Origin of the sequence: Mesorhizobium sp. M1399, from assembly GCF_040317735.1 — a bacterium.
Lineage (GTDB): Bacteria > Pseudomonadota > Alphaproteobacteria > Rhizobiales > Rhizobiaceae > Mesorhizobium.
In genome coordinates, this window is the sequence record NZ_JAMYKZ010000002.1 from 309,500 (window position 1) to 332,327 (window position 22,828).

Annotated in this window: 19 protein-coding genes; 17 read left to right on the plus strand and 2 right to left on the minus strand. The window is 63.4% G+C overall.

What is annotated here, in order from left to right:
• Window positions 1-24: 24 nt before the first annotated feature.
• The 4 genes from NKH05_RS03970 to NKH05_RS03985 all read left to right on the plus strand — a co-directional run bounded on the left by NKH05_RS03970 (window position 25) and on the right by NKH05_RS03985 (window position 4,353).
• Window positions 25-1,236: a divergent polysaccharide deacetylase family protein gene (locus NKH05_RS03970; protein ID WP_353025055.1), complete on the plus strand. Its 1,212-nt coding sequence runs from the start codon at window positions 25-27 to the stop codon at window positions 1,234-1,236.
• A gap of 1 nt (window position 1,237) precedes the next feature.
• Window positions 1,238-1,759: an RNA pyrophosphohydrolase gene (locus NKH05_RS03975; protein ID WP_352480951.1), complete on the plus strand. Its 522-nt coding sequence runs from the start codon at window positions 1,238-1,240 to the stop codon at window positions 1,757-1,759.
• 29 nt (window positions 1,760-1,788) lie between these two features.
• On the plus strand, window positions 1,789-2,958 hold the full coding sequence (gene alr, locus NKH05_RS03980; protein WP_023719670.1) for an alanine racemase: 1,170 nt from the start codon (window positions 1,789-1,791) through the stop codon (window positions 2,956-2,958).
• A gap of 138 nt (window positions 2,959-3,096) precedes the next feature.
• A complete protein-coding gene (locus NKH05_RS03985) occupies window positions 3,097-4,353 on the plus strand; it encodes a D-amino acid dehydrogenase (RefSeq protein ID WP_352494141.1) in 1,257 nt (418 codons plus the stop codon).
• 39 nt (window positions 4,354-4,392) lie between these two features.
• Here the strand turns inward: NKH05_RS03985 and NKH05_RS03990 are convergent, their stop codons facing one another.
• Window positions 4,393-5,274: a LysR family transcriptional regulator gene (locus tag NKH05_RS03990; RefSeq protein WP_023719668.1), complete on the minus strand. Its 882-nt coding sequence runs from the start codon at window positions 5,272-5,274 to the stop codon at window positions 4,393-4,395.
• Window positions 5,275-5,649: 375 nt separating this feature from the next.
• On the opposite strand from NKH05_RS03990, the gene NKH05_RS03995 reads away from it, so the two are divergent.
• The 3 genes from NKH05_RS03995 (at window position 5,650) to NKH05_RS04005 (ending at window position 8,469) form a co-directional block, all read left to right on the plus strand.
• Window positions 5,650-7,146, plus strand: a complete 1,497-nt coding sequence (locus tag NKH05_RS03995) for a CoA-acylating methylmalonate-semialdehyde dehydrogenase (protein ID WP_352856395.1) — start codon at window positions 5,650-5,652, stop codon at window positions 7,144-7,146.
• Between the two features lie 404 nt (window positions 7,147-7,550).
• Window positions 7,551-7,850: a hypothetical protein gene (locus NKH05_RS04000; RefSeq protein ID WP_023719666.1), complete on the plus strand. Its 300-nt coding sequence runs from the start codon at window positions 7,551-7,553 to the stop codon at window positions 7,848-7,850.
• A 304-nt stretch (window positions 7,851-8,154) separates the two neighbouring features.
• Window positions 8,155-8,469: a hypothetical protein gene (locus NKH05_RS04005; RefSeq protein WP_352480947.1), complete on the plus strand. Its 315-nt coding sequence runs from the start codon at window positions 8,155-8,157 to the stop codon at window positions 8,467-8,469.
• Window positions 8,470-8,483: 14 nt separating this feature from the next.
• Here NKH05_RS04005 and NKH05_RS04010 read toward each other — a convergent pair whose 3' ends face one another.
• Window positions 8,484-9,137 carry a GntR family transcriptional regulator gene (locus tag NKH05_RS04010; RefSeq protein ID WP_023719664.1) on the minus strand — a complete coding sequence of 218 codons (654 nt, stop codon included), beginning with the start codon at window positions 9,135-9,137 and terminating at the stop codon, window positions 8,484-8,486.
• 103 nt (window positions 9,138-9,240) lie between these two features.
• On the opposite strand from NKH05_RS04010, the gene NKH05_RS04015 reads away from it, so the two are divergent.
• The 10 genes from NKH05_RS04015 to pyc all read left to right on the plus strand — a co-directional run bounded on the left by NKH05_RS04015 (window position 9,241) and on the right by pyc (window position 22,796).
• A complete protein-coding gene (locus NKH05_RS04015; RefSeq protein ID WP_352494143.1) occupies window positions 9,241-10,134 on the plus strand; it encodes a dihydrodipicolinate synthase family protein in 894 nt (297 codons plus the stop codon).
• A 48-nt stretch (window positions 10,135-10,182) separates the two neighbouring features.
• Entirely contained in the window at window positions 10,183-11,433 is a 1,251-nt protein-coding gene (locus NKH05_RS04020; protein WP_352494144.1) for an NAD(P)/FAD-dependent oxidoreductase, read from the plus strand.
• Window positions 11,434-11,461: 28 nt separating this feature from the next.
• Window positions 11,462-12,463, plus strand: a complete 1,002-nt coding sequence (locus NKH05_RS04025; RefSeq protein WP_023719661.1) for a 4-hydroxyproline epimerase — start codon at window positions 11,462-11,464, stop codon at window positions 12,461-12,463.
• Between the two features lie 334 nt (window positions 12,464-12,797).
• Complete coding sequence (locus tag NKH05_RS04030; RefSeq protein WP_023719660.1) at window positions 12,798-13,700, plus strand: branched-chain amino acid ABC transporter permease; 903 nt, start codon at window positions 12,798-12,800, stop codon at window positions 13,698-13,700.
• A gap of 4 nt (window positions 13,701-13,704) precedes the next feature.
• Window positions 13,705-15,300, plus strand: a complete 1,596-nt coding sequence (gene livM, locus NKH05_RS04035) for a high-affinity branched-chain amino acid ABC transporter permease LivM (protein WP_352856394.1) — start codon at window positions 13,705-13,707, stop codon at window positions 15,298-15,300.
• Window positions 15,301-15,323: 23 nt separating this feature from the next.
• Window positions 15,324-16,811 carry an ATP-binding cassette domain-containing protein gene (locus NKH05_RS04040; protein ID WP_051409683.1) on the plus strand — a complete coding sequence of 496 codons (1,488 nt, stop codon included), beginning with the start codon at window positions 15,324-15,326 and terminating at the stop codon, window positions 16,809-16,811.
• Window positions 16,811-17,539 (plus strand): ABC transporter ATP-binding protein, encoded by a 729-nt coding sequence (locus NKH05_RS04045; protein WP_023719657.1) that lies wholly within the window; start codon window positions 16,811-16,813, stop codon window positions 17,537-17,539. The genes NKH05_RS04040 and NKH05_RS04045 overlap by 1 nt, the downstream gene beginning before the upstream one ends.
• 17 nt (window positions 17,540-17,556) lie before the next feature.
• A complete protein-coding gene (locus NKH05_RS04050) occupies window positions 17,557-17,904 on the plus strand; it encodes a DUF6867 family protein (protein ID WP_023719656.1) in 348 nt (115 codons plus the stop codon).
• Between the two features lie 140 nt (window positions 17,905-18,044).
• Window positions 18,045-19,163: a branched-chain amino acid ABC transporter substrate-binding protein gene (locus NKH05_RS04055; RefSeq protein ID WP_023719655.1), complete on the plus strand. Its 1,119-nt coding sequence runs from the start codon at window positions 18,045-18,047 to the stop codon at window positions 19,161-19,163.
• A 174-nt stretch (window positions 19,164-19,337) separates the two neighbouring features.
• On the plus strand, window positions 19,338-22,796 hold the full coding sequence (gene pyc, locus NKH05_RS04060; protein ID WP_352717794.1) for a pyruvate carboxylase: 3,459 nt from the start codon (window positions 19,338-19,340) through the stop codon (window positions 22,794-22,796).
• The last annotated feature ends 32 nt before the right edge of the window (window positions 22,797-22,828 follow it).

Consider the following 22,828-nt stretch of genomic DNA (forward strand, 5'->3'; position numbering starts at 1 on the left):
GAGATGCGCGCCGGGGGTGCGGGCTTGGCTGATATCGGCAAGGACATAGAACGACCTCTCGGACAGGCGATCCGGGCGCCGCGCCCAGGCAGCAGGATCAGCGCCGGTGCAGTCGCGGCCGCGCTCGTCGTGCTGGCCGTGGTCGGCGTTTCCGGCGCGATCGCCTTGCGCGACAAGCCGTTCCGCAAGCCGCAAGAAGTCGCCGTTTCGACGCCGAAGATGCCGGCAGCGGCGGATCCCGCCGCGGCGCCGGCCAAGGCGACGCCCGCAACGGAAGCGCCAAGCAACGCAAGCGAACAGAAGACGGGCGAACAAACGACAAGCGGGAAGATGGGCGGTCCGCAGATCATCCATGTCCAGACCGAAGAGGGCGACGGTCCGCCCAAGGCGGCCATTGTCATCCGCGACCCTTCGACGATCGGCCAGAACCTCAGGATCGCGCACATTCCCGACAAGGCGCTGATCGAGGCCAGCGAGACCGGTCCGCTGCCGATCCGCGCCGCCGACGGCCGGCGCCCGTTCGATGTCTATGCGCGGCCGTGGTCCGGCGCACGCGGTGCACGCGTGGCGCTCGTCATCGGCGGGCTTGCCGTGTCGCAGACCGGCACGCAGGCAGCCATCGCCAAGCTGCCGGCGGAAGTGACGCTGGCCTTCGCGCCGCAAGGCAACAGCATCGGCCGCTGGATGCAGGTGGCGCGGCAAGGCGGCCATGAGGTCATCATGCAGGTGCCGCTCGAGCCGTTCGACTATCCGAACGTCAACCCCGGCCGTAACACGCTGACAGTGGCAGCGGCGCCGGACGTGAATTTGAAGAATTTACGCTGGGCGCTGTCGCGAACGACCAACTACACCGGCGTCATGAACTATATGGGCGCCCGCTTTTCGGCCGACGCGACGGCGATGGGGCCGTTGATGGCCGAGCTTGGCAAGCGTGGTCTGGCCTATGTCGACGACGGTTCGTCGGCGCGCAGCCTGGCATCCGAATTGGCGCTGAAGGACGGCGTGCCGTTCGTCGGCGGCGATACGGCGATCGACGCGGTGCAGGACCGCGGCGCCATATTGAAGAAACTGGATGGGCTGGAAGCGACGGCACGGGCGAAAGGCTTTGCCGTCGGCATCGGCTCGGCCTTCGACCTGACAGTCGATACCGTGTCGTCCTGGGTGACCGAGGCCAAGAAGCGCGGCATCGAGATCGTGCCGATTTCGGCGGTGGCCATAGATCCGGAAAAAGGCTGACATGGCAAAGAACAAGCTCGTTGACGCCGAGACACTGCCCTACCGGCCCTGCGTAGGGGTGATGGTCCTCAATGGCGATGGCATGGTCTGGGTCGGCCATCGCATTGCCGAGCCGGACAGCGAATTCGCTGGAACCACGCAGCTCTGGCAGATGCCACAGGGCGGCATAGACGATGGCGAGGAGCCGCTGCCCGCGGCGGAGCGCGAGCTTTACGAAGAGACCGGCATGCGCTCGGTGTCGCTGCTGGCCGAGGCGCCGCACTGGATCAAATACGACCTGCCGGCCCATCTGGTCGGCGTCGCCTTCAAGGGACGATATCGCGGCCAAACGCAGAAATGGTTTGCCTTCCGCTTCCACGGTGACGAAAGCGAGATCGAAATCAATCCGCCGCCGGGTGGCCACAAGGCCGAGTTCGACCGGTGGGCGTGGCGGCCGATGCTGGAACTGCCCGGTCTGATCGTGCCGTTCAAGCGCAAGGTCTACGAAGACGTGGTGGCAGCGTTCCGGCACCTGGTGGCGTAGCCGCCGGCCTTCCGCTAAAACAGGTCGGCATGACCGACATCTCCAGCAAATCCCTTCCGCAGACCGTCTCTCTACCGCAGGCCGGCGCCCCGAGTGAGCCGATCAGCGAAGCGGCGGCGGGGGCGATCCTGACCGTCGATCTTGGCGCCGTCCGTGAGAATTACCGGCGGCTGAAGGCGCGTCTGGGCGGCGTCAGCTGTGCCGGAGTGGTCAAGGCCGACGGTTACGGGATTGGCGCGGCGCCGGTGGCGGCGGCGCTGATGGCTGAAGGCTGTGATATTTTCTTCGTCGCGCATTTGGCCGGCGGCGTCTTGCTGCGCAAGGCGCTCGGCTCAGACCCGGCCATCTACGTGCTGAACGGCATTCCGCCAGGTGCGGAACGGGAAGCGGTTGCGGCGGGGCTTTGCACTGTCGTCAACAGCGCCAGCCAACTTGCGGCATGGCGCGAGATGGCCGGGCGGGTGGGCCATAAATTGCCTGCCGCCGTCCAGGTCGACAGCGGCATGTCGCGGCTCGGCATGGCGCCCGAGGAGGTGAAAGCCATCGCGCAGGATCCGCAGGCTTTCGATGGTGTCGAACTGACCTTCGTGATGAGCCATCTCGCCTGCGCCGACGAACCCGAGCAACCGGCCAACGAGCAGCAACGGCTGGAATTCGAACGGCTGCGCCGGATGCTGCCGGGAGCGCCGGCGTCGCTTGCAAATTCATCAGGCATTTTTCTCGGGCAGCGCTATCACTACGACCTCGTTCGTCCGGGTGCCGCTCTCTATGGCATCAATCCGACGCCGGCGAAGGACAACCCGATGCTGCCGGTGGTGCGATTGCAAGCCAAGGTCATCCAGACGCGGATGCTGGAGGCCGGCGCCGGTGTCGGCTACGGCCACACTTTCCACACCAAGGCCCCGCTTGCCGCGGCGACGATTTCGCTCGGCTACGGCGATGGCTGGCATCGACGCGCCGCTTCCGCTGCCTGGTTCGAAAATGTGCGGCTGCCCTTCATCGGCCGGGTTTCGATGGATTCGATCATCCTTGACATTTCCGCATTGCCGCCCGGCAAGCTGAAGGCCGGCGACCTCGTCGAACTGATCGGGCCGTCGTCGCAGACCGTGGACCAGGTAGCCGGCCAGGCCGGCACCATCGGCTATGAGGTCTTGACCAGCCTCGGCCACCGCTTCCACCGGCGCTATGTGAATGGCTAGGACGCAAGCTTGTTGTCCTCACGCATGTCGTTTCCCTCAGCATCGGCACTTGGCGGACGCCGCAGAATCCGGCAGACAGAAGGCGGCGATGATCCCGGACCCGAACCCTGACGAGACGCCGTTGCGGAGAACTAAGCGATGAAGATCTTCGTGCTGGGCGGCGGTGTGATCGGGGTCACCACCGCCTATTTTCTTGCCGAGGCCGGCCATCAGGTGACGGTGATCGACCGCCAGAAAGGCCCGGCGCTGGAAACCAGCTTTGCCAATGCCGGCGAGATCTCGCCCGGCTATGCCTCGCCCTGGGCCGGGCCCGGCGTTCCGCTGAAGGCCGTCAAATGGCTGTTGATGAAGCATGGTCCGCTGGTGGTGCGGCCGGCGCTCGATCCGCATATGTGGATATGGCTGGTCAAGATGCTGCGCAATTGCACGGCTGAACGCTACGCGCTGAACAAGGCGCGCATGGTGCCGCTGGCCGAATACAGCCGCGACACGCTGAAGGCGCTGCGCGAGGCGACCGGCATCGCCTATGACGAGCGCGCCAAGGGTACGCTGCAGCTTTTCCGAACGCAAAAGCAGCTCGATGGCGTCGGCGGCGATGTCGAGGTGCTGAAGACCTATGGCGTCCCTTATGAGGTCCTCGACCCCGACGGCTGCATTGCTGCCGAGCCCGCGCTGGCTGGCGTGCGCGAGAAATTCGTCGGTGGCCTGCGGTTGCCCGGCGACGAAACCGGCGACTGCAAGATGTTCACCGACAGGCTTGCGGAGCTTTGCGCGGCACGCGGCGTCACCTTCGAATACGACACGGAGATACGGCGCGTCGTCAAGAAGCGCGATCGCATCACCAACATCAGCACCAGCAAGGGCTGGATGGTCGCTGACGCCTATGTGATGGCGATGGGCAGCTATTCGGCGCGGTTCATGCGCATGCTGAAGCGGCCCATCCCGGTCTACCCGGTCAAGGGCTATTCGATCACCCTGCCGATCAAGGACGCCGCCGCCGCGCCGGTGTCGACGGTGATGGACGAGAGCTACAAGGTGGCGATCACCCGCCTCGGCGACCGTATCCGGGTCGGCGGCACGGCGGAAATCTCCGGCTTCGACATGCGGCTGCACGAATCGCGGCGCCGCACGCTCGAACATTCGGTCGGCGACCTTTTCGCGGGCGGCGGCGACATGCGGTCGGCCACCTTCTGGTGCGGGCTGCGGCCGATGACGCCGGACGGGCCGCCGCTGATCGGGCGCACCGATTTCTCCAATCTCTATCTCAATACCGGCCACGGCACGCTCGGCTGGACCATGGCCTGCGGCTCGGCCAAGGTTCTGGCCGACATCATCTCCAGCCGGGTGCCAGACATCGACGTCGGCGATCTCGGGCCGGGACGATACGCCAAGTAAGACCCCCAGCAGCTTAAGACAGCCGCCGGCCGGTAGGCTTCACGCGAACAAACCCCGGTCCCGTTCGACGGCCTTGGTGATGAAGCTCGCGGCGATCTGGACGCGGCGCAGTGGCCTGACCGATTCATGATAGACCAGCCAGTAGGCGCGGCGGATGGGTGCGACGATATCGAGAGGCACCAGCTCCGGCATCGAGCGGGCAACGAAGGTGTGCAGGATGCCGATGCCGGCGCCGGAACGCACCGCTTCGGCCTGGCCGAGCGCTGAGGAAATGGCGAAGCTGGTGCGCCAGTCGGCGCTGAATTCGGCCGCGTAGTCGAGCGAGGGACTGACGATCAGGTCCGGCACGTAGCCGATCAGCGTGTGCTGGCCCAGCTCGGCGGCGGTTCCGGGCAGGCCATGCGTGTCGGCGTAGGCCCGCGACGCGAACAGGCCGAGCGTGTAGTCGACCAGCTTTCCCGCCACCAGACGGCCTTCCGTCGGCCGTTCGACGGTGATGGCAATGTCGGCCTCGCGCCGGGATAACGAGAAGGAGCGCGGTACCGGCACCAGCTGGATGGTGAGTTCACGGTGCAGAGCGGTCAGCGCGCCGAGGCGCCTGGCCAGGAAGGCGACGCCAAAACCGTCCGGCGCGCCGATGCGCACGGTGCCCGAGACGTCGTCGCCTTCGCCTGAAACGGTCGAGCGCGCGGCGATCATGTCGCCCTCCATGCGTTCGGCGATTTCGAGGAAACGTTCGCCTGCCGGCGTCAGCTCGCTGCCGGTGGTAAGCCGGCGAAACAGTTTTGTCCTGAATGCATCCTCGAGGGCGGCAATGCGGCGCGAGACGGTCGCGTGATTGAGCTCCAACCGCCTGGCGGCGCCGAGGATCTGGCCGGCGCGCGCCACGGCAAGGAAGATGCGAACGTCATCCCAGTTCATGGGGATGGTCCGTTTCGATAGAGAGCGCCGTGTTCCCGCCCACCCCCCTCTGGCCTGCCGGCCATCTCCCCCGCAAGGGGGGAGATCGGATGTCCGGTCGGCTTTCGCCAATCTCCAACGTCGCAAAAAGGGCGGTAAGGCCGAAGTCGCCAATCTCCCCCCTTGCGGGGGAGATGTCCGGCAGGACAGAGGGGGGTGTGAAGGAACTCAACTCAGCAATCCAAGCGATAGGAGTACACTCCCTACCATTTGCGCCATTTGATGCACAATCGCGCGCCGCTATCTATTTTCTGCACAACGGTTGCGTTTTCACTCGCGTTGCCATCGCTCCCGCAAAGGCGGACAATGCCTCATCACGAACCAAGGAGAGAAACCATGATCGAATACGGTCATTTCATTGGCGGCAAGCGTGTCGCCGGGACCAGCGGCCGCAAGCAGGACGTCATGCAGCCGATGGACGGCACGGTGCGTGGCACGGTGGCGTTGGCTTCGCAGGCGGAATTGCGCGCAGCGGTCGAAAACGCCAAGGCGGCACAGCCCGGCTGGGCGGCGACCAATCCTCAGCGGCGCGTACGCGTCCTGATGCGGTTCCTCGAACTGGTCGCCAAGGAGTATGACGCGCTGGCCGAGATGTTGGCGCGCGAACACGGCAAGACCATCGCCGACGCCAAGGGCGACATCCAGCGTGGCCTCGAAGTGGTCGAGGTCTGCATCGGTGCGCCGCATATGATGAAGGGCGAGTTCACCGATGGCGCCGGCCCCGGCATCGACGTCTATTCGATGCGCCAGCCGCTCGGCGTCGTCGCCGGCATCACGCCGTTCAATTTTCCAGCGATGATCCCGTTATGGAAGATCGCGCCGGCCATCGCCTGCGGCAATGCCTACATCCTCAAGCCGTCGGAGCGCGATCCGGGCGTGCCGATGCGGATTGCCGAACTGTTCATCGAGGCCGGCCTGCCGGCGGGCATCCTCAATGTCGTCAACGGCGACAAGGAAGTGGTCGACGCCATCCTCGACGATCCCGACATCAAGGCTATCGGTTTCGTCGGCTCGACACCGATCGCCCAGTACATCTATTCGCGCGGCTGCGCGGCCGGCAAGCGCGTGCAGTGCTTCGGCGGCGCCAAGAACCACATGATCATCATGCCCGATGCCGACATGGACCAGACCGTCGACGCGCTGATCGGCGCCGGCTACGGCTCGGCCGGCGAGCGCTGCATGGCGATCTCGGTGGCCGTCCCGGTCGGCAACGACACCGCCAACCGGCTAATGGAAAAACTGGTGCCGCGCGTCGAGAGCCTGAAGGTCGGTCCGTCGACGGATTCTTCCGCCGATTTCGGCCCTCTGGTCACGGCGCAGGCGCTGGAGCGGGTCAAATCCTATGTCGACACCGGCGTCAAGGAAGGCGCCAAGCTGATGGTCGATGGCCGCGGCTTTTCCATGCAGGGCTACGAGAACGGCTACTATATGGGCGGCTGCCTGTTCGACAACGTGACTGCCGACATGCGCATTTACAAGGAAGAGATCTTTGGGCCGGTGCTGTCGGTGGTGCGCGCGCCGACTTACGAAAACGCCATCAAGCTTGCCAACGAGCACGAGATGGGCAATGGCGTCGCCATCTTCACCCGCGACGGCGATGCGGCGCGGGACTTCGCCTCACGAGTCCAGGTCGGCATGGTCGGCATCAACGTGCCGATCCCGGTGCCGATCGCCTACTATACGTTTGGCGGCTGGAAGGCGTCCTCGTTCGGCGACCTCAACCAGCACGGGCCGGACGCGTTCCGCTTCTACACCAAGACCAAGACTGTGACGTCGCGCTGGCCGTCCGGCGTGAAGGACGGCGCCGAGTTCGTCATCCCGACGATGAATTAGCCGGACGGTTTCCTGTCTGCGCGTCCTCGCTTCGGCTGCGGGCGCGCGGGCCGGTGTGAAGGACGGCGCCGAGTTCGTCATCCCGACGATGAATTAGCCGGACGGTTTCCTGTCTGCGCGTCCTCGCTTCGGCTGCGGGCGCGCGGGCCGGCGTGAAGGACGGCGCCGAGTTCGTCATCCCGACGATGAACTGATCCAAATCGCAGAAAGCAAGAAAAGGCCCGGGCTTGGAGCCCGGGCCTTTTTTGTCGCCGTCTTCATCGGCATGAACACGAATGTGATGGAACCAAGAAGGCAGCAATCCTCTTAGGTTGCAGTCCTGCCGCGAAGGAGGAGTTGGCAGATCAACCAACGGCGCTGGTGACGGCTCCGGGGGATATCGTCCGGCGCAAAGGAGATGTCAGATGACACGTCTCATGGCGATCATAGCTTGCGCGGCAACGGCGGCGCTTTCCGCCATCCCGGCAATGGCTGCCGAGCAATGCGCGGCACGCGCCGATATGGTCAAGGCGCTCGGCGAGAAGTTTCATGAAAACCCGAGCGCGGTTGGCGTCGTCAATCCGAATGTGGTGCTTGAAGTCTTCGTTTCCGACAAGGGCACCTGGACCATCCTCGCCAGCGATACAAAAGGTCAAAGCTGCGTGATTTCAGTCGGCGAAGGCTGGGAGAGCGCGATGACGATAGCGGCGCTGCCCGGTACCTGAAGTAGGCCTTCCTATTCACCTGGCCGCAGCCTCGGCACGACAGCCGGGCTGCGGCCCTGTTCTCGGCGACCTTGAAACGGATCTCCCCGCGCCCACTTGAGGCGCGCACGGCTTGCTATTTTTCGTTAGCGATACCATATATGGAACATAGCGAGAACATCCAGAATCGTTCCCGCTGGCGGCAGACCGGAACACGGAAAGGAGCGACGCGATGATGACGTCGGAACCGGCCTGGATCGCTCCGGCAAAATGAGGCCGTCAATCACCTCCCTTTGCCGGATCGTGATGGCAAAGGAGGTGCCCTATGGCACGCAAATCGCTGTTAGGATGGGTGAAGACCGTAGCTTTTGCTGGCTTATTCGCGGTGGGTACGAATGCCGCAAGCGCCCAATATCAATACTGCGTTGAACATGGCGACCTCGTCGCCCACCTGGCCGAGAATTTCCAGGAAAGACAGTTTGCTCTCGGACTGATCGGTCAGGAGGCGGTCATGGAAGTTTTTGTCGCCGATAGCGGAAGCTGGACGGTCATCGTGACCGACGTCGCCGGCAGAAGCTGCATTGTCGCAGCCGGCGAAAATTGGGAAAGCGTGGAGGCCCTGCCCGGCCAAAACTCATGAGGGAGCGGGCGGCGTCAGCGCGTAGCAGCTGCCTCAGCGTGGCCGCGCAGCAACGCCATCAGCCGCTTGGCGTCCTTGGCCGCGGCCTCTTCGTCGCCGGCGAGGATCGAGCGGATCAATGCGACATGGTGCTCGGCGGATTCGGCCAAGCCGGTATCGGCCTTGTAGCGGAACCAGAAGCGGCGGCTGTGGGTTTGCAAGGGCGCCGCCAGGCGCGCCGCGAACGGGTTGTCTGCAGCCAGCGCCAGCGCCTCATCAAGCGCCTTGTCAGCTTGGATGAAGCAAAGAACATTTTCCGAAATCACGGCCTTTTGCATGGCCAGCGCTGCGTCATGAAACAGGTCGGCGGCCTCGCGGGTGACGAAGCGGGCGGCCGAGCGGGCAAGCACGACCTCGACGCCGCGGCGGGCGTCGAGGACGCGCAGCCAGTCGCCAGGGTGAAGCGGGGCAATGGCAATGCCGGCACGCGGCCGGACCTCGAGCAGCCCCTCCCAGGCCAGCCGCTGGATCGCTTCGCGCACCGGGGTGCGGCCAAGGCCGAGCCTGTCGATCAGCGCCCCCTCGGTGATGAAGCTCGCGGGCGCCAGTTCGAGCGTTACGATCATATGCTCGAGCCTGCGGTAGGCCTTCGCAGTCGCCGGCTCGGAGCCTGGGTTGTCATATACCAATGCGGCGTCTCCTGATATATTTGTGATATATCATATCAGATTCAACGTTGACAGCCGGCGTCTTAAGAAATATACGACTGATATATCAGATGGAGCGACCGACATGTGGGCCGGAGTTTTCCCCGCCGTTACGACCAAATTCACCGAGGATGATCGCCTCGACCATGCCGAGATGGAGCGCTGCTTTGCGCTGCAGATGGAGGCCGGCTGCGACGGCATCATCGTCTGTGGCTCGCTTGGCGAAGGACCGATGCTGTCGCATGACGAAAAGATCGAGGTGCTGAAGACCGCGCAGAAGATCGCCGGCAACAAACCGGTGCTGTTGACGGTCAACGAAGCCGGCACACGCGAGGCGGCGACGATCGCGCGCCGCGCCGCAAAAGAAGGCGCCAACGGTTTGATGGTGGTGCCGAGCCCGATCTACCATACCAATACCGAGGAGACGGTCGCGGCACTCAGCGCCGTCGCCGCGGCCGGCGACCTGCCGGTGATGATCTATTCCAACCGGCTTGCCTACCGCGTCGACGTCACTGTCGACCAGATGGAGGAACTGGCGAAGGACCAGCGCTTCGTTGCCATCAAGGAGTCCTCCGACGACATCCGCCGCTCGACCGAGATCATCAACCGCCTCGGCGACCGCTATGACCTGTTCACCGGCGTCGACAATCTTGCCTTCGAGGCGCTGTCGGTCGGCGCCATTGGCTGGGTGGCGGGCCTGGTCACCGCGTTCCCGCGCGAGACAGTCGCCATCTATCAATTGATGAGACAGGGCCGCCGCGAGGAGGCGTTGAAAATCTACCGCTGGTTCCGGCCGCTGCTCGACCTCGACGTCTCGACCTATCTGGTGCAGAACATCAAGCTCGCGGAGGTCTTCGCCATCGATACCAATGACCGGGTGCGCATGCCGCGTCAGCCGTTGGCGGGCGAGCGGCGCAAGGCTGTCGAAAAGACCGTCAGGGACGCGCTGGCGGTGCGGCCAGAGCTGCCGGCATTCTGATCCAGTCCCTTCGAGGGTATTTGCAGATGTGCAGCGCGGCGCATGGCAATGAATGATAATGCTACGCTCGATGTTGCCATCATTGGTGGCGGCATTATCGGCATCTGCGCCGCCGGCTTTCTGGCCGAGGCGGGGCGAAACGTCACGATTTTCGATCGGACGGGGATCTGCGAGGAAACCAGCTCCGGCAATGCCGCTGCCTTGGCGTTCTCCGATGTGCTGCCGCTGGCTCACAAGGGCATGATCAGGCAGTTGCCGAAATGGCTCGCCGACCCGCTAGGCCCGCTCAGCATTCCGCCCGCCTATCTGCCGAAGCTGTTGCCCTGGCTGGTCCGCTTCTGGCGGGCCGGCCGAAGCGACCGCTATGAAGCCGGCCTTGCCGCGCAGGCCGGGATGATGAAGCTCGCCGAGGCGGAATGGATGGGCTTGCTCGACCGTTCCGGCACACGGCCGATGCTGCACGAGGACGGCTCGCTCGAACTCTACGAAAGCGAGGCCGAGTTCAAGGCGTCGCTGCCCGGCTGGGCGGCAAGGCAGCGCTTCGGCATCGGCTTCAACCATGTCGAAGGCAGCGCTCTCGCCGCCTTGCAGCCCGGCCTGTCGCCGCGCTTCGCCAGGGGCACGTTCGTGCCGGGGTGGAAGACCGTCGCCGACCCCAAGCTGCTTGGAAAGGCCTTATGGGCCTATGCCGAGAGGTTGGGCGCGGGGTTCGAAAAGGCCCGGATCGAGCGTATCGAGGCGGGACAGGGCGACGCGATCCTGACCATGGCCGACGGTACGACGCGTCGGGCAAAGCATGTCGTCATCGCTGCCGGGGCCTGGTCGCATCTGCTGGCAAGACATCTCGGCGACGGCATCCCGCTGGAGACCGAGCGTGGCTACAACACGACGCTGCCGAAGACTGCGTTCGACGTAAAGCGGCAATTGATCTTCTCCGGGCATGGCTTTGTCATCACGCCGCTCGAGACCGGCCTGCGCGTCGGTGGCGCGGTCGAGCTCGGCGGCCTCGAAAGGCCGCCCAATTATGCGCGCTCGAAAGCACTGCTCGAAAAGGCGCAAAAATTCCTGCCAGGGCTGGATCCGGCCAATGGCCGCGAATGGATGGGGTTCCGGCCGTCGCTGCCGGATTCGTTGTCGGTGATCGGGCGGTCGCAAAAAACGCCGTCGGTGGTGTATGGCTTCGGCCATGGTCATCTCGGCCTGACCCAGGCCGCGGCGACCGGACGCTTGATCCGTGAGCTCGTTCTCGGGCAGGGTCCATCGCTCGATCTCGGTCCGTTCAGTCCGCAACGGTTTTGAGATCGAAGACATTCAGTTGGGAGCCGGCATGGCCAAGAATTCCTTCTTCTGCATAGACGGCCACACCTGCGGCAATCCGGTGCGGCTGGTCGCCGGCGGCGGACCGCTGCTCAACGGCTCGACGATGATGGAGCGGCGAGCGCATTTCCTGGCCGAATATGACTGGATCCGCACCGGGCTGATGTTCGAGCCGCGCGGCCATGACGTGATGTCCGGCTCGATCCTCTATCCGCCGACGCGCGAGGATTGCGACATCGCCATCCTGTTCATCGAAACCTCCGGCTGTCTGCCGATGTGCGGCCACGGCACAATCGGCACTGTGACCTTTGCCGTCGAACATGGGCTGATCAAGCCGAAGACGCCGGGCGTGCTCAGGCTGGATACGCCGGCGGGCCTGGTCGTCGCCGAGTACAAGCAGGTCGGCGACTATGTCGAGGAGGTGCGCATCACCAATGTGCCGTCCTTCCTCTATGCCGAGGGACTGACGGTCGAATGCCCCGGGCTCGGCGAGATCAGCGTCGATGTCGCCTATGGCGGCAATTTCTACGCCATCGTCGAACCGCAAACGAACTATCGCGACATGGCCGACCATTCGGCGGGCGAGCTGATCGCCTGGAGCCCGGTGGTGCGGCAGCGGCTCAACGAGAAATATTCCTTCGTCCACCCGGAGAATCCCGGCATCGACAAGCTGTCGCACATATTGTGGACCGGTGCGCCGACCAACCCGCAAGCCGATGCCCGCAACGCCGTCTTCTACGGCGACAAGGCGATCGACCGCTCGCCCTGCGGCACCGGCACCTCGGCGCGGATGGCGCAGCTTCACGCCAAGGGCAAGCTTGGGGTTGGCGACGACTTCGTCCATGAATCGATCATCGGCTCGCTGTTCAAGGGCAGGGTGGAAAAAGAGGTCACCGTCGCCGGCAAGCCGGCGATCATTCCGTCGATCGGCGGCTGGGCACGGATGACCGGATTGAACACGATCTTCATCGACGACCGCGACCCGTTCGCGCACGGCTTCGTCGTCAAATAGAAAAAACGCTGACGCAGGGGAAGAAAGAGAGCGTAAACGGATTGCGATCAACGACGCAACGATCCCGCTCATCAACTTATTTTGACGGCGATTTCTTCGAAACGAGGCGCATGGTGCGGTTGAATCGTCAAAGACATTGCGTTAGGCCAATGGTAGGGTCCGCGATGGTCCAGGGGCCGGACGGGAATAAAACGGGCAATCGGACGGCGTGCGGCGAAAACACGCATAGCCATCGAAAAATCACGTTGCAATCCGGGCTCGAAACTTTACGACTAGGGGAAATACGAAAAGGAATGCGTCTGCATGGGCGACATTCCAGGGGAGCCACGACAGCATGCAGTATTTTGTCCAGCAGCTTATCAATGGGCTGACGCTGGGATCGATCTATGGGCTGATAGCGATCGGCTATACGATGGTCTACGGCATCATCGGCATGATCAATTTTGCCCATGGCGACATCTTCATGGTCGGGGCATTCACCGCCCTCATCGTTTTCCTCATTCTCGGCGCATTGTTCTATTCCTTGCCGGTGGTGATCGCGCTGCTGATCATGATGATCGTCGCGATGCTGCTGACCAGCCTGTATAATTGGACGATCGAGAAGGTGGCCTACCGGCCTTTGCGCGGTTCGTTCCGGCTGGCCCCGCTGATCACCGCGATCGGCATGTCGATCGCCCTGTCGAACTTCGTCCAGGTGACGCAAGGGCCGCGCAACAAGCCGATCCCGCCGATGGTGTCCACGGTCTACAACATCGAGGGCATCAGCGTATCGCTGAAGCAGATCATCATCGTCATCGTCACCGCGCTGCTGCTGGCGCTGTTCTGGTATTTGGTCAACAAGACCTCACTGGGCCGGGCGCAAAGGGCATGCGAGCAGGACCGCAAGATGGCGGCGTTGCTTGGCATCGACGTCGACCGCACCATCTCGATCACCTTCGTCATGGGTGCGGCCCTTGCTGCCGTCGCCGGCACGCTGTTCCTGATGTATTACGGCGTCATCGCCTTCTCCGACGGTTTCACGCCCGGCGTGAAGGCGTTCACCGCGGCGGTGCTCGGCGGCATCGGCTCGCTGCCCGGCGCCGTGCTCGGCGGGCTGATGATCGGCTTCATCGAAAGCATGTGGTCGGCTTATTTCTCGATCGACTACAAGGACGTCGCCGCCTTCTCCATCCTGGCGATCGTCCTGATCTTCCTGCCTTCCGGCATATTGGGCCGGCCAGAAGTCGAAAAGGTCTGAGGTCATGGCGGTCACTGTATCTCCGGAGCGCGGCGTCGTCGCCACCCCAGTGCAACGCGCCACGCGCGAGGCGCTTTATGCTGGTGCCATCGCGCTCGGCCTGTTCGTGCTGTTCATCGGCCTGCGGACCGATCAGAACATCTCCAACGAGCTGATCCTCGTACAGCGCTGGGGCCTGCTCGCCGCCGTGGTGATCGCCACCATGCTCGGCCGCTTTCTCTACGTTGCCTACGGCCAGCCCTTCCTGGCCAACCAGAAGATTGCCGACATCGCCACCGGGCTGTTGCCGGAAAGCGTGGCGACGCGGTTCTTCCGGTTGCCGTATTTCATTGCTGCCGTCGTCGTAGTGGCTGTGCTGGCGCTGCTGGCCGGCTCGCTCGATGGTTTGCTGGGGCCGGGTCTCGCCGGTTATGCGCGCTTCGCGCGGGCGCTGGCGATCATCTATGCGCTGGCCTCGGTGCTGTTCTATTTCCGCACCGTCATCCTCGCCCATTTCTCGGCGTTGGGCATAACCGCACTGGCGCTCTACCCGATCATCGTCGTGGCGGTGCTTGCCGTGTACGCAGGGTCGATGGCCGGCGGGTTCCAGGGTTCACTGAAATGGGTCGACAATTTCGGCATCCAGATCCTGATCTATGTGATGCTGGCCTGGGGGCTGAACATCGTCGTCGGCCTCGCCGGCCTGCTCGATCTCGGCTACGTCGCCTTCTACGCGGTCGGCGCCTATGCCTATGCGCTGCTCGGCACGCATTTTGGCCTGTCGTTCTGGATCCTGCTGCCCGCCGCCGGCGCCATGGCCGCCTTCTGGGGGGTATTGCTCGGGTTTCCGGTGCTGCGTCTGCGCGGCGATTATCTGGCGATCGTGACGCTTGCCTTCGGCGAGATCATTCGTCTCGTGCTGATCAATTGGCGCGAGGTTACGAACGGCTCGGCCGGCATCTCCGGCATCCCCAAGGTCACCTTTTTCGGCCTGATGACGTTCAACGTTTCGGATCCGAATTATATCGCCAAGGTGTTGGATATCGCCACATCGAGCGCCTACTACAAGATATTCCTCTACTATCTGATCCTGGGGCTCTGCCTGCTCACCGCCTTCGTCACGATAAGGCTAAGGCGCATGCCTGTCGGCCGCGCCTGGGAAGCGCTGCGCGAGGATGAGATCGCCTGCCGCTCGCTCGGCATCAACACCACCACCACCAAGCTCACTGCCTTTGCCACCGGCGCCATGTTCGGCGGCTTCGCCGGCTCGTTCTTCGCGGCACGGCAAGGTTTCGTCAGCCCCGAATCCTTCATCTTCCTGGAGTCGGCCATCATTCTGGCTATGGTCGTGCTTGGCGGCATGGGTTCGCTGGTTGGCATCGCCGTCGCCGCCATGGTGATGATCGGCGGCACGGAGGTGCTGCGCGAACTCGATTTCCTGAAGCAGGTCTTCGGCCCCGACTTCACCCCGGAACTCTACCGCATGCTTTTATTCGGCATGGCCATGGTCATCGTCATGCTGTGGAAGCCGCGCGGCTTCGTCGGCAGCCGTGAACCGACAGCCTTCCTCAAGAAGAGCAAGGCCGTATCCGGCTCCTTCACCAAGGAAGGCCACGGCTGATGAGTGATACGAACCCATCTCCCATGAACGATGCCATCCTGCAGGTCGACCATCTGTCGATGAAATTCGGCGGTCTGGTCGCCATCGGCGATCTCTCCTTCCAGGCCAAGCGCGGCGAGATCACCGCGCTGATCGGACCGAACGGCGCCGGCAAGACCACGGTGTTCAATTGCATCACCGGTTTCTACAAACCGTCGGAAGGCATGCTCACGCTCAATAGGCGCGACGGCTCGAGCTATCTGCTCGAACGCCTGCCGAACCATGAAATCCCGGCACGCGCCAAGGTGGCGCGCACCTTTCAGAACATCCGCCTGTTCTCGGGCATGACGCTGCTCGAGAACCTGCTGGTAGCCCAGCACAACAAGCTGATGAAGGCGTCCGGCTACACCGTGCTCGGCCTGTTCGGCTTCAGCGGCTACCGGAAGGCATCGGCCGAGTCGGTCGAACTGGCCAGGCACTGGCTGGAGAAGGCCGATCTCGTCGACCGTGCCGACGACCCGGCCGGCGACCTGCCCTATGGCGCGCAACGACGCCTCGAGATCGCGCGGGCGATGTGCACGGGTCCGGAGTTGCTCTGCCTCGACGAGCCGGCTGCCGGCCTCAATCCGAAAGAATCAATGGCGCTCAACGCGCTGCTGATGGACATCAAAGACAACACCGGCACCTCGATCCTGCTGATCGAGCACGACATGGCGGTGGTCATGCAGATTTCCGACCACGTCGTGGTGCTCGAATACGGGCGCAAGATATCGGACGGCAGCCCGCATTCGGTACGCACGGACCCGCGCGTCATCGCTGCCTATCTCGGCGTCGAAGACGAGGAAGTCGAGACGGTACTGACCGAAGTCGGCGACGAGGACGTCATCGAGCAATTGGACACCGGTCCCGATTCCGCGCACGGCCCAGGCACATCGTCTTCGTATCTCGCCGGACCGGTGACCGATACGATCGGCCACAGCGAGGGCGAGCGCGTGACCGTGTCGAAAGGCGCCTCGAAAGCCGGGCAGTTCGATGCAAAGTCGAGTGCCGCGGCAAGCAAGGCAGCAGCGCAAGCCGCCGCTCCCCCGGCCAAGGCGGAACCCGCTGCAGCTAAGCCGACCGCGAAACCCTCCACGGCTAAGGCGCCGGCCAAGTCGAAGGTCGCGGGCGTTTCGAACCGGCTCACAGCGCCACGTGGCGGCGAGGCCGACAATCTGACCCGCATCAAGGGCATCGGCACGGTCAACGAGAAGAAGCTTAACCAGCACGGCATCTTCCATTTCGACCAGATCGCGGCATGGAAGAAAGCCGACGTCGCGGCCGTCGAGGCCTATCTCGCCTTCGACGGACGCATCGCCCGTGAGGACTGGGTTGGTCAGGCCAAGCTTCTCGCCGCCGGCAAGGAGACGGAATTTTCGCGCCGCGTCGACGCCGGGAAAGTGGAAACGAGCCACGCTTCCGGGAAAACTGCGAAAACAGTTGCCGGCAAGACTGCTGCCGCACCTGCGGGCAAGCGCGGAGGGCGCAAGTGATGGCCGGCACAACGCTGCTCGATATCAAAGGCGTCCAGACCTACTACGGCAACATCAGGGCGCTGAACGGTGTCGACGTCACCGTCAGGCAGGGCGAGATCGTGGCGCTGATCGGCGCCAACGGCGCCGGCAAGTCGACGCTAATGATGACCATTTTTGGTGCTCCGCGGGCCCGGGCGGGCACGATCACCTTCGCCGGCACCGATATTACCCAGATGCCAACGCATGAGATCGCGCGCATGCGGATCGCCCAGTCGCCGGAGGGCCGGCGCATCTTCCCGCGCATGACGGTGATGGAAAACCTGCAGATGGGCGCCAGCCTCGACGGCCTCAAGCATTACGACGAGGACGTCGAGAAGGTGTTTACGCTGTTTCCGCGCCTGAAGGAACGCATCGCCCAGCGCGGCGGCACCCTGTCGGGCGGCGAACAGCAGATGCTGTCGATCGGGCGTGCGCTGATGGCACGGCCGAAGCTGCTCCTGCTCGACGAGCCGTCGCTCGGCCTGGCGCCGCTGATCGTGAAGCAGATCTTCGACGCCATCCGCGAGTTGAACCGGACCCAAGGGCTGACCGTATTCCTGGTCGAGCAGAACGCCTTCGGCGCGCTGAAGCTCGCGACGCGCGGCTATGTCATGGTCAACGGCAATGTGACGATGAGCGGCACCGGCAAGGAGCTGCTCGCCAATCCGGAAGTGCGCGCCGCCTATCTCGAAGGCGGCCACCACTGAGTTCAGGAGACTTCATCATGCAGGGCATTCTCTACGAGGAACCCTCGATCTGGCAGTTCTTCTTCGTCACCTGCCTGCTCGGCGGCTGGGCGGCATGGATGACCGGCAAGGCCAGCGCCCAGACATGGCGCAGCTTCCTCCAATTGTTCGCCTACATGCTCGGCCTTGGCATTGGCGTAAGGTTCATTCATCACGCGCTGTTCGGCGGCACGATGTTCTCGCTGCATTACTATATCGTGGATACGATCGTACTGATGATATTGGGCTTCATCGGCTATCAATACACGCGCACAAACCAGATGGTGACACAGTATAATTGGCTCTATGAAAGAGCATCGGTTTTGAGCTGGAAGCCGAAAGGTTGACGTTCATGATTAACGCCGTTTCGGGGATGAATCGGCGTGACAAGTGCCTGAAAATCGGCAAAGTACGTTTTCTGCGAGTAAAAGTGGGCATCGCATGAAAGCATCATCCAACGCCCACTCCGTAAATGGGAGCGTTTTACATGAAAAAATCACTTTTGTCCGCCGTCGCCCTGACCGCGCTGATCGCGTTCAGCGGCAGCGCGTGGGCTGACGTCCTGGTTGGCGTCGCCGGTCCGATCACCGGTCCGAATGCCGCCTTCGGCGCGCAGCTGCAGAAGGGTGCCGAACAGGCCGTCGCCGACATCAATGCGGCCGGTGGCATCAATGGCGAGCAGATCAAGCTCTCGGTCGGCGACGACGTCTCCGATCCGAAGCAGGGCATCTCGGTCGCCAACAAGTTCGTCGGCGACGGCGTCAAGTTCGTGGTTGGCCACTTCAACTCGGGCGTCTCGATCCCGGCGTCGGAAGTCTACGCGGAAAACGGCATCCTCGAGATCACGCCGGCCGCGACCAATCCGAAGTTCACCGAACGCGGCATGTGGAACACGTTCCGCACCTGCGGACGTGACGACCAGCAGGGCAGCATCGCCGGCGCCTATCTCGCGGCGAACTTCAAGGATGCCAAGATCGCGGTCATCCACGACAAGACGACCTACGGCCAGGGCCTTGCCGATGAGACCAAGAAGGCGATGAACGCAGCCGGCCTGACGGAAGTCATGTACGAAGGCGTCAATGTCGGCGACAAGGACTTCTCGGCGCTGATCGCCAAGATGAAGGAAGCCGGCGTTTCCATCATCTATTGGGGTGGCCTGCACACCGAAGCCGGCCTGATCATCCGCCAGGCGGCTGACCAGGGCCTCAAGGCGACGCTGGTTTCCGGCGACGGCATCGTGTCGAACGAGCTGGCCTCGATCGCTGGCGACGCAGTTGCGGGCACGCTGAACACGTTCGGCCCGGATCCGCGTCTGATCCCGACGAACAAGGAACTCGTCGAGAAGTTCCGCGCGCAGGGCTTCGAACCGGAGGCCTACACGCTTTACTCCTACGCCGCCATGCAGGCGATCGCCGAAGCAGCCACCGTTGCCAAGTCGAACGACCCGCAGGAAGTTGCCAAGGCGCTGCATGAGAAGGGTCCGTTCAAGACCGTTCTGGGCGACCTCTCCTATGACGCGAAGGGCGATCCGACGTTGCCCGGCTACGTCATGTACGAGTGGAAGAAGGGCGACGACGGCAAGTACACCTACATCCAGAAGATGTAAGCCTGTCGACGACGATAATTTTGGAGATGCCCGGCGCTTGCGCCGGGCATTTCCGTTTTGACGACATCGAGTTGATTTAAATCGGTTTAGCCGCTGCCCGATTTTGTTTGCACTGCAGCATTTTCGCGCTAATCATGTCCGGCAGTTCCCTTCCCCGTGTCCGGAGCCCTGTCCTTGGCAATCTCGAAGATCCTTGTCGCCAACCGCTCCGAAATTGCCATCCGCGTCTTCCGCGCGGCTAATGAACTCGGCCTCAAAACCGTGGCGATCTGGGCGGAGGAAGACAAATACTCCCTGCATCGCTTCAAGGCCGACGAAAGCTACCAGGTCGGGCGCGGGCCGCACCTGACCAGGGATATGGGGCCGATCGAAAGCTATCTGTCGATCGAGGAGGTTATCCGCGTCGCCAGGCTTTCGGGCGCCGATGCCATCCATCCAGGCTACGGCCTGCTGTCGGAGAGCCCGGAATTCGCCGAGGCCTGCGCCACGGCCGGCATCATCTTCATCGGGCCAAAGCCGGATACGATGCGCAGGCTGGGCAACAAGGTCGCCGCCCGCAATCTCGCAATCGAAGTCGGTGTGCCGGTAATTCCCGCCACCGATCCCTTGCCGGACGACATGGCGGCGGTGAAGGAACTCGCCAGGACGATCGGGTACCCGGTGATGCTCAAGGCGTCCTGGGGCGGCGGCGGCCGCGGCATGCGCGCCATCCGCTCCGAGGCCGATCTCGCCCGCGAGGTGATGGAAGGCAAGCGTGAGGCGAAGGCGGCTTTCGGCAAGGACGAGGTCTATCTCGAGAAGCTGATCGAGCGCGCCCGCCATGTCGAGGTGCAGGTGCTGGGCGACACGCATGGCAACGCCGTGCACCTATTCGAGCGCGATTGTTCGATCCAGCGCCGCAACCAGAAAGTGGTCGAGCGGGCGCCGGCGCCCTATCTCGAAATGTCGCAGCGCGAGGAGCTTTGCGGCTACGCGCTGAGGATCGCGCGCGAAACCAGCTATATCGGCGCCGGCACGGTCGAGTTCCTGCAGGATGCCGATACCGGAAAATTCTATTTCATCGAGGTCAATCCGCGCATCCAGGTCGAGCACACCGTCACCGAACAAGTGACCGGCATCGACATCGTCAAAGCACAGATCCACATACTCGACGGCTTTGCCATCGGCACGGCGGAATCGGGCGTGCCGACGCAGAAGGACATCAGGCTCAACGGGCACGCGCTGCAGTGCCGCATCACCACTGAAGACCCCGAGCATAATTTCATCCCCGACTATGGCCGCATCACCGCCTATCGCGGCGCCACCGGCTTCGGCATCCGCCTTGATGGAGGCACCGCCTATTCGGGCGCGGTCATCACCCGCTTCTACGATCCATTGCTGGAAAAGGTGACGGCGTGGGCGCCGACGCCGGCCGAGACCATCGCCCGCATGAACCGGGCGTTGCGCGAATTCCGAATCCGGGGCGTGGCGACCAATCTCACCTTTCTCGAGGCGATCATCAATCACCGGAGCTTCGCCGACAATTCCTACACCACCAAGTTCATCGACACGACGCCGGAACTGTTCGCCAGCGTGAAGCGGCAGGACCGCGCGACCAAGCTGCTCAACTATCTTGCCGACGTTTCGGTCAATGGCCATCCCGAGACGCGCGGCCGGCCGCAGCCAAAAGCAGATGCGGCGCCACCGGTGGTGCCATATCTCAACGGCAATGTGCCTGACGGCAGCAAGCAGAAGCTCGACGTGCTCGGGCCGGAGAAATTCGCGGCGTGGATGCGCGAGCAAAAAGAGGTGCTGGTCACCGACACGACAATGCGCGACGGGCATCAATCCTTGCTCGCGACGCGTGTGCGCACCTATGACATCGCCGGCATCGCCGGCACCTATGCGCGCGCTCTGCCGCAGCTTTTGTCACTCGAATGCTGGGGCGGCGCAACATTCGACGTCGCCATGCGCTTCCTCACCGAAGATCCATGGGAGCGGCTGTCGCTGGTGCGCGAGGCAGCACCCAATCTTCTGCTGCAGATGCTTCTGCGTGGCGCCAACGGCGTTGGCTATACTAACTATCCCGACAATGTCGTCCAGCATTTCGTCCACCAGGCCGCTGCTGGCGGCATCGACCTGTTCCGCGTCTTCGACTGCCTGAACTGGGTCGAGAACATGCGTGTGGCCATGGATGCGGTCGGCGCCGAGGGCAAGCTGATCGAAGCGGCGATCTGCTATACCGGCGACATACTCGATCCGGCGCGGGCGAAATACGATCTGAAATACTATGTCGGCCTGGCCAGCGAATTGCAGGCGGCGGGCGCCCATATCATTGCCGTCAAGGACATGGCGGGGCTTCTAAAGCCGAGTGCTGCCCGCGTGCTGTTCAAGGCACTGCGCGAGGCGACAGACCTGCCGATCCACTTCCACACGCACGACACATCCGGCCTGTCGGCGGCCACCGTGCTGGCAGCGGTGGAGAGCGGTGTCGACGGCATCGACGCGGCGATGGATTCGCTATCTGGCAACACCTCGCAGCCATGCCTGGGTTCGATCGTCGAGGCGCTGAAGGGCACCGAGCGCGATCCGGGCCTCGACCCGCAATGGATCAGGAATATCTCGTTCTACTGGGAGGCGGTGCGCAACCAGTACGCCGCCTTCGAAAGCGACCTGAAGGGGCCAGCATCGGAGGTCTATCTGCACGAAATGCCTGGCGGGCAGTTCACCAACCTCAAGGAACAGGCGCGCTCGCTTGGGCTGGAGACGCGCTGGCACGAAGTGGCGCAGACCTATCACGACGTCAATCTGATGTTCGGCGATATCGTCAAGGTGACGCCGTCGTCCAAGGTCGTCGGCGACATGGCGCTGATGATGGTCAGCCAGGACCTGACCGTCGCCGACGTCGAGAATCCGGCGCGGGACATCGCCTTCCCGGATTCTGTGGTGTCGATGTTGCGCGGCGACCTCGGCCAGTCGCCGGGCGGCTGGCCAAAGCCATTGCAGAAGAAGGTGCTGAAGGGCGAAAAGCCGATCACGGTGCGGCCGGGTTCGCTGCTCAAGGCGGCGGACCTCACGGCCAGCCGCAGGGAGGTCGAGGAAAAGCTCGAGCGCAAGCTCAGTGAGTTCGAGTTCGCGTCGTGGCTGATGTATCCGAAGGTGTTTTCGGATTTCGCCGCCGCGCAGGAGACCTACGGCCCGGTCAGCGTGCTGCCGACACCGACCTATTTCTACGGCATGAAGCCGGAAGACGAGATTTTCGTCGACATCGAGAAAGGCAAGACGCTGGTGGTGCGCTGCCTTGCCATGGGCGATGTCGACGAAAAGGGCATGGTCACCGTGTTCTTCGAGCTCAACGGCCAGCCGCGCCGCGTGAAGGTACCGGACCGGGCGCATGGCGCGTCCGCTGCCAAGGCACGGCGCAAGGCGGAGCCGGGCAATGAGGCGCATGTCGGCGCGCCGATGCCCGGCGTCGTCTCGGCGCTTGCGGTCGCTGCCGGCCAGGCGGTGAAGGCCGGCGACGTGCTGCTGTCGATCGAAGCGATGAAGATGGAAACGGCGCTGCATGCCGAGCGCGACGGCACCATCGCCGAGGTGCTCGTCAAGGCCGGCGACCAGATTGATGCCAAGGATCTGCTGATCGCATTCGGGTGAAATAGGCCGGCATCAGACAGCCTTGTCGGCGC

Coding starts and splice junctions, on each gene's coding strand:
- NKH05_RS04045 (WP_023719657.1), top strand. CDS start 16,811: ATGGCCGGCACAACGCTGCTCGATATCAAAGGCGTCCAGACCTACTAC.
- NKH05_RS04030 (WP_023719660.1), top strand. CDS start 12,798: ATGCAGTATTTTGTCCAGCAGCTTATCAATGGGCTGACGCTGGGATCG.
- livM (WP_352856394.1), top strand. CDS start 13,705: ATGGCGGTCACTGTATCTCCGGAGCGCGGCGTCGTCGCCACCCCAGTG.
- NKH05_RS04055 (WP_023719655.1), top strand. CDS start 18,045: ATGAAAAAATCACTTTTGTCCGCCGTCGCCCTGACCGCGCTGATCGCG.
- NKH05_RS04020 (WP_352494144.1), top strand. CDS start 10,183: ATGAATGATAATGCTACGCTCGATGTTGCCATCATTGGTGGCGGCATT.
- NKH05_RS04005 (WP_352480947.1), top strand. CDS start 8,155: ATGGCACGCAAATCGCTGTTAGGATGGGTGAAGACCGTAGCTTTTGCT.
- NKH05_RS03985 (WP_352494141.1), top strand. CDS start 3,097: ATGAAGATCTTCGTGCTGGGCGGCGGTGTGATCGGGGTCACCACCGCC.
- NKH05_RS03990 (WP_023719668.1), bottom strand. CDS start 5,274: ATGAACTGGGATGACGTTCGCATCTTCCTTGCCGTGGCGCGCGCCGGC.
- NKH05_RS04040 (WP_051409683.1), top strand. CDS start 15,324: ATGAACGATGCCATCCTGCAGGTCGACCATCTGTCGATGAAATTCGGC.
- NKH05_RS04025 (WP_023719661.1), top strand. CDS start 11,462: ATGGCCAAGAATTCCTTCTTCTGCATAGACGGCCACACCTGCGGCAAT.
- NKH05_RS03995 (WP_352856395.1), top strand. CDS start 5,650: ATGATCGAATACGGTCATTTCATTGGCGGCAAGCGTGTCGCCGGGACC.
- NKH05_RS04000 (WP_023719666.1), top strand. CDS start 7,551: ATGACACGTCTCATGGCGATCATAGCTTGCGCGGCAACGGCGGCGCTT.
- NKH05_RS04015 (WP_352494143.1), top strand. CDS start 9,241: ATGTGGGCCGGAGTTTTCCCCGCCGTTACGACCAAATTCACCGAGGAT.
- alr (WP_023719670.1), top strand. CDS start 1,789: ATGACCGACATCTCCAGCAAATCCCTTCCGCAGACCGTCTCTCTACCG.
- NKH05_RS03975 (WP_352480951.1), top strand. CDS start 1,238: ATGGCAAAGAACAAGCTCGTTGACGCCGAGACACTGCCCTACCGGCCC.
- NKH05_RS04050 (WP_023719656.1), top strand. CDS start 17,557: ATGCAGGGCATTCTCTACGAGGAACCCTCGATCTGGCAGTTCTTCTTC.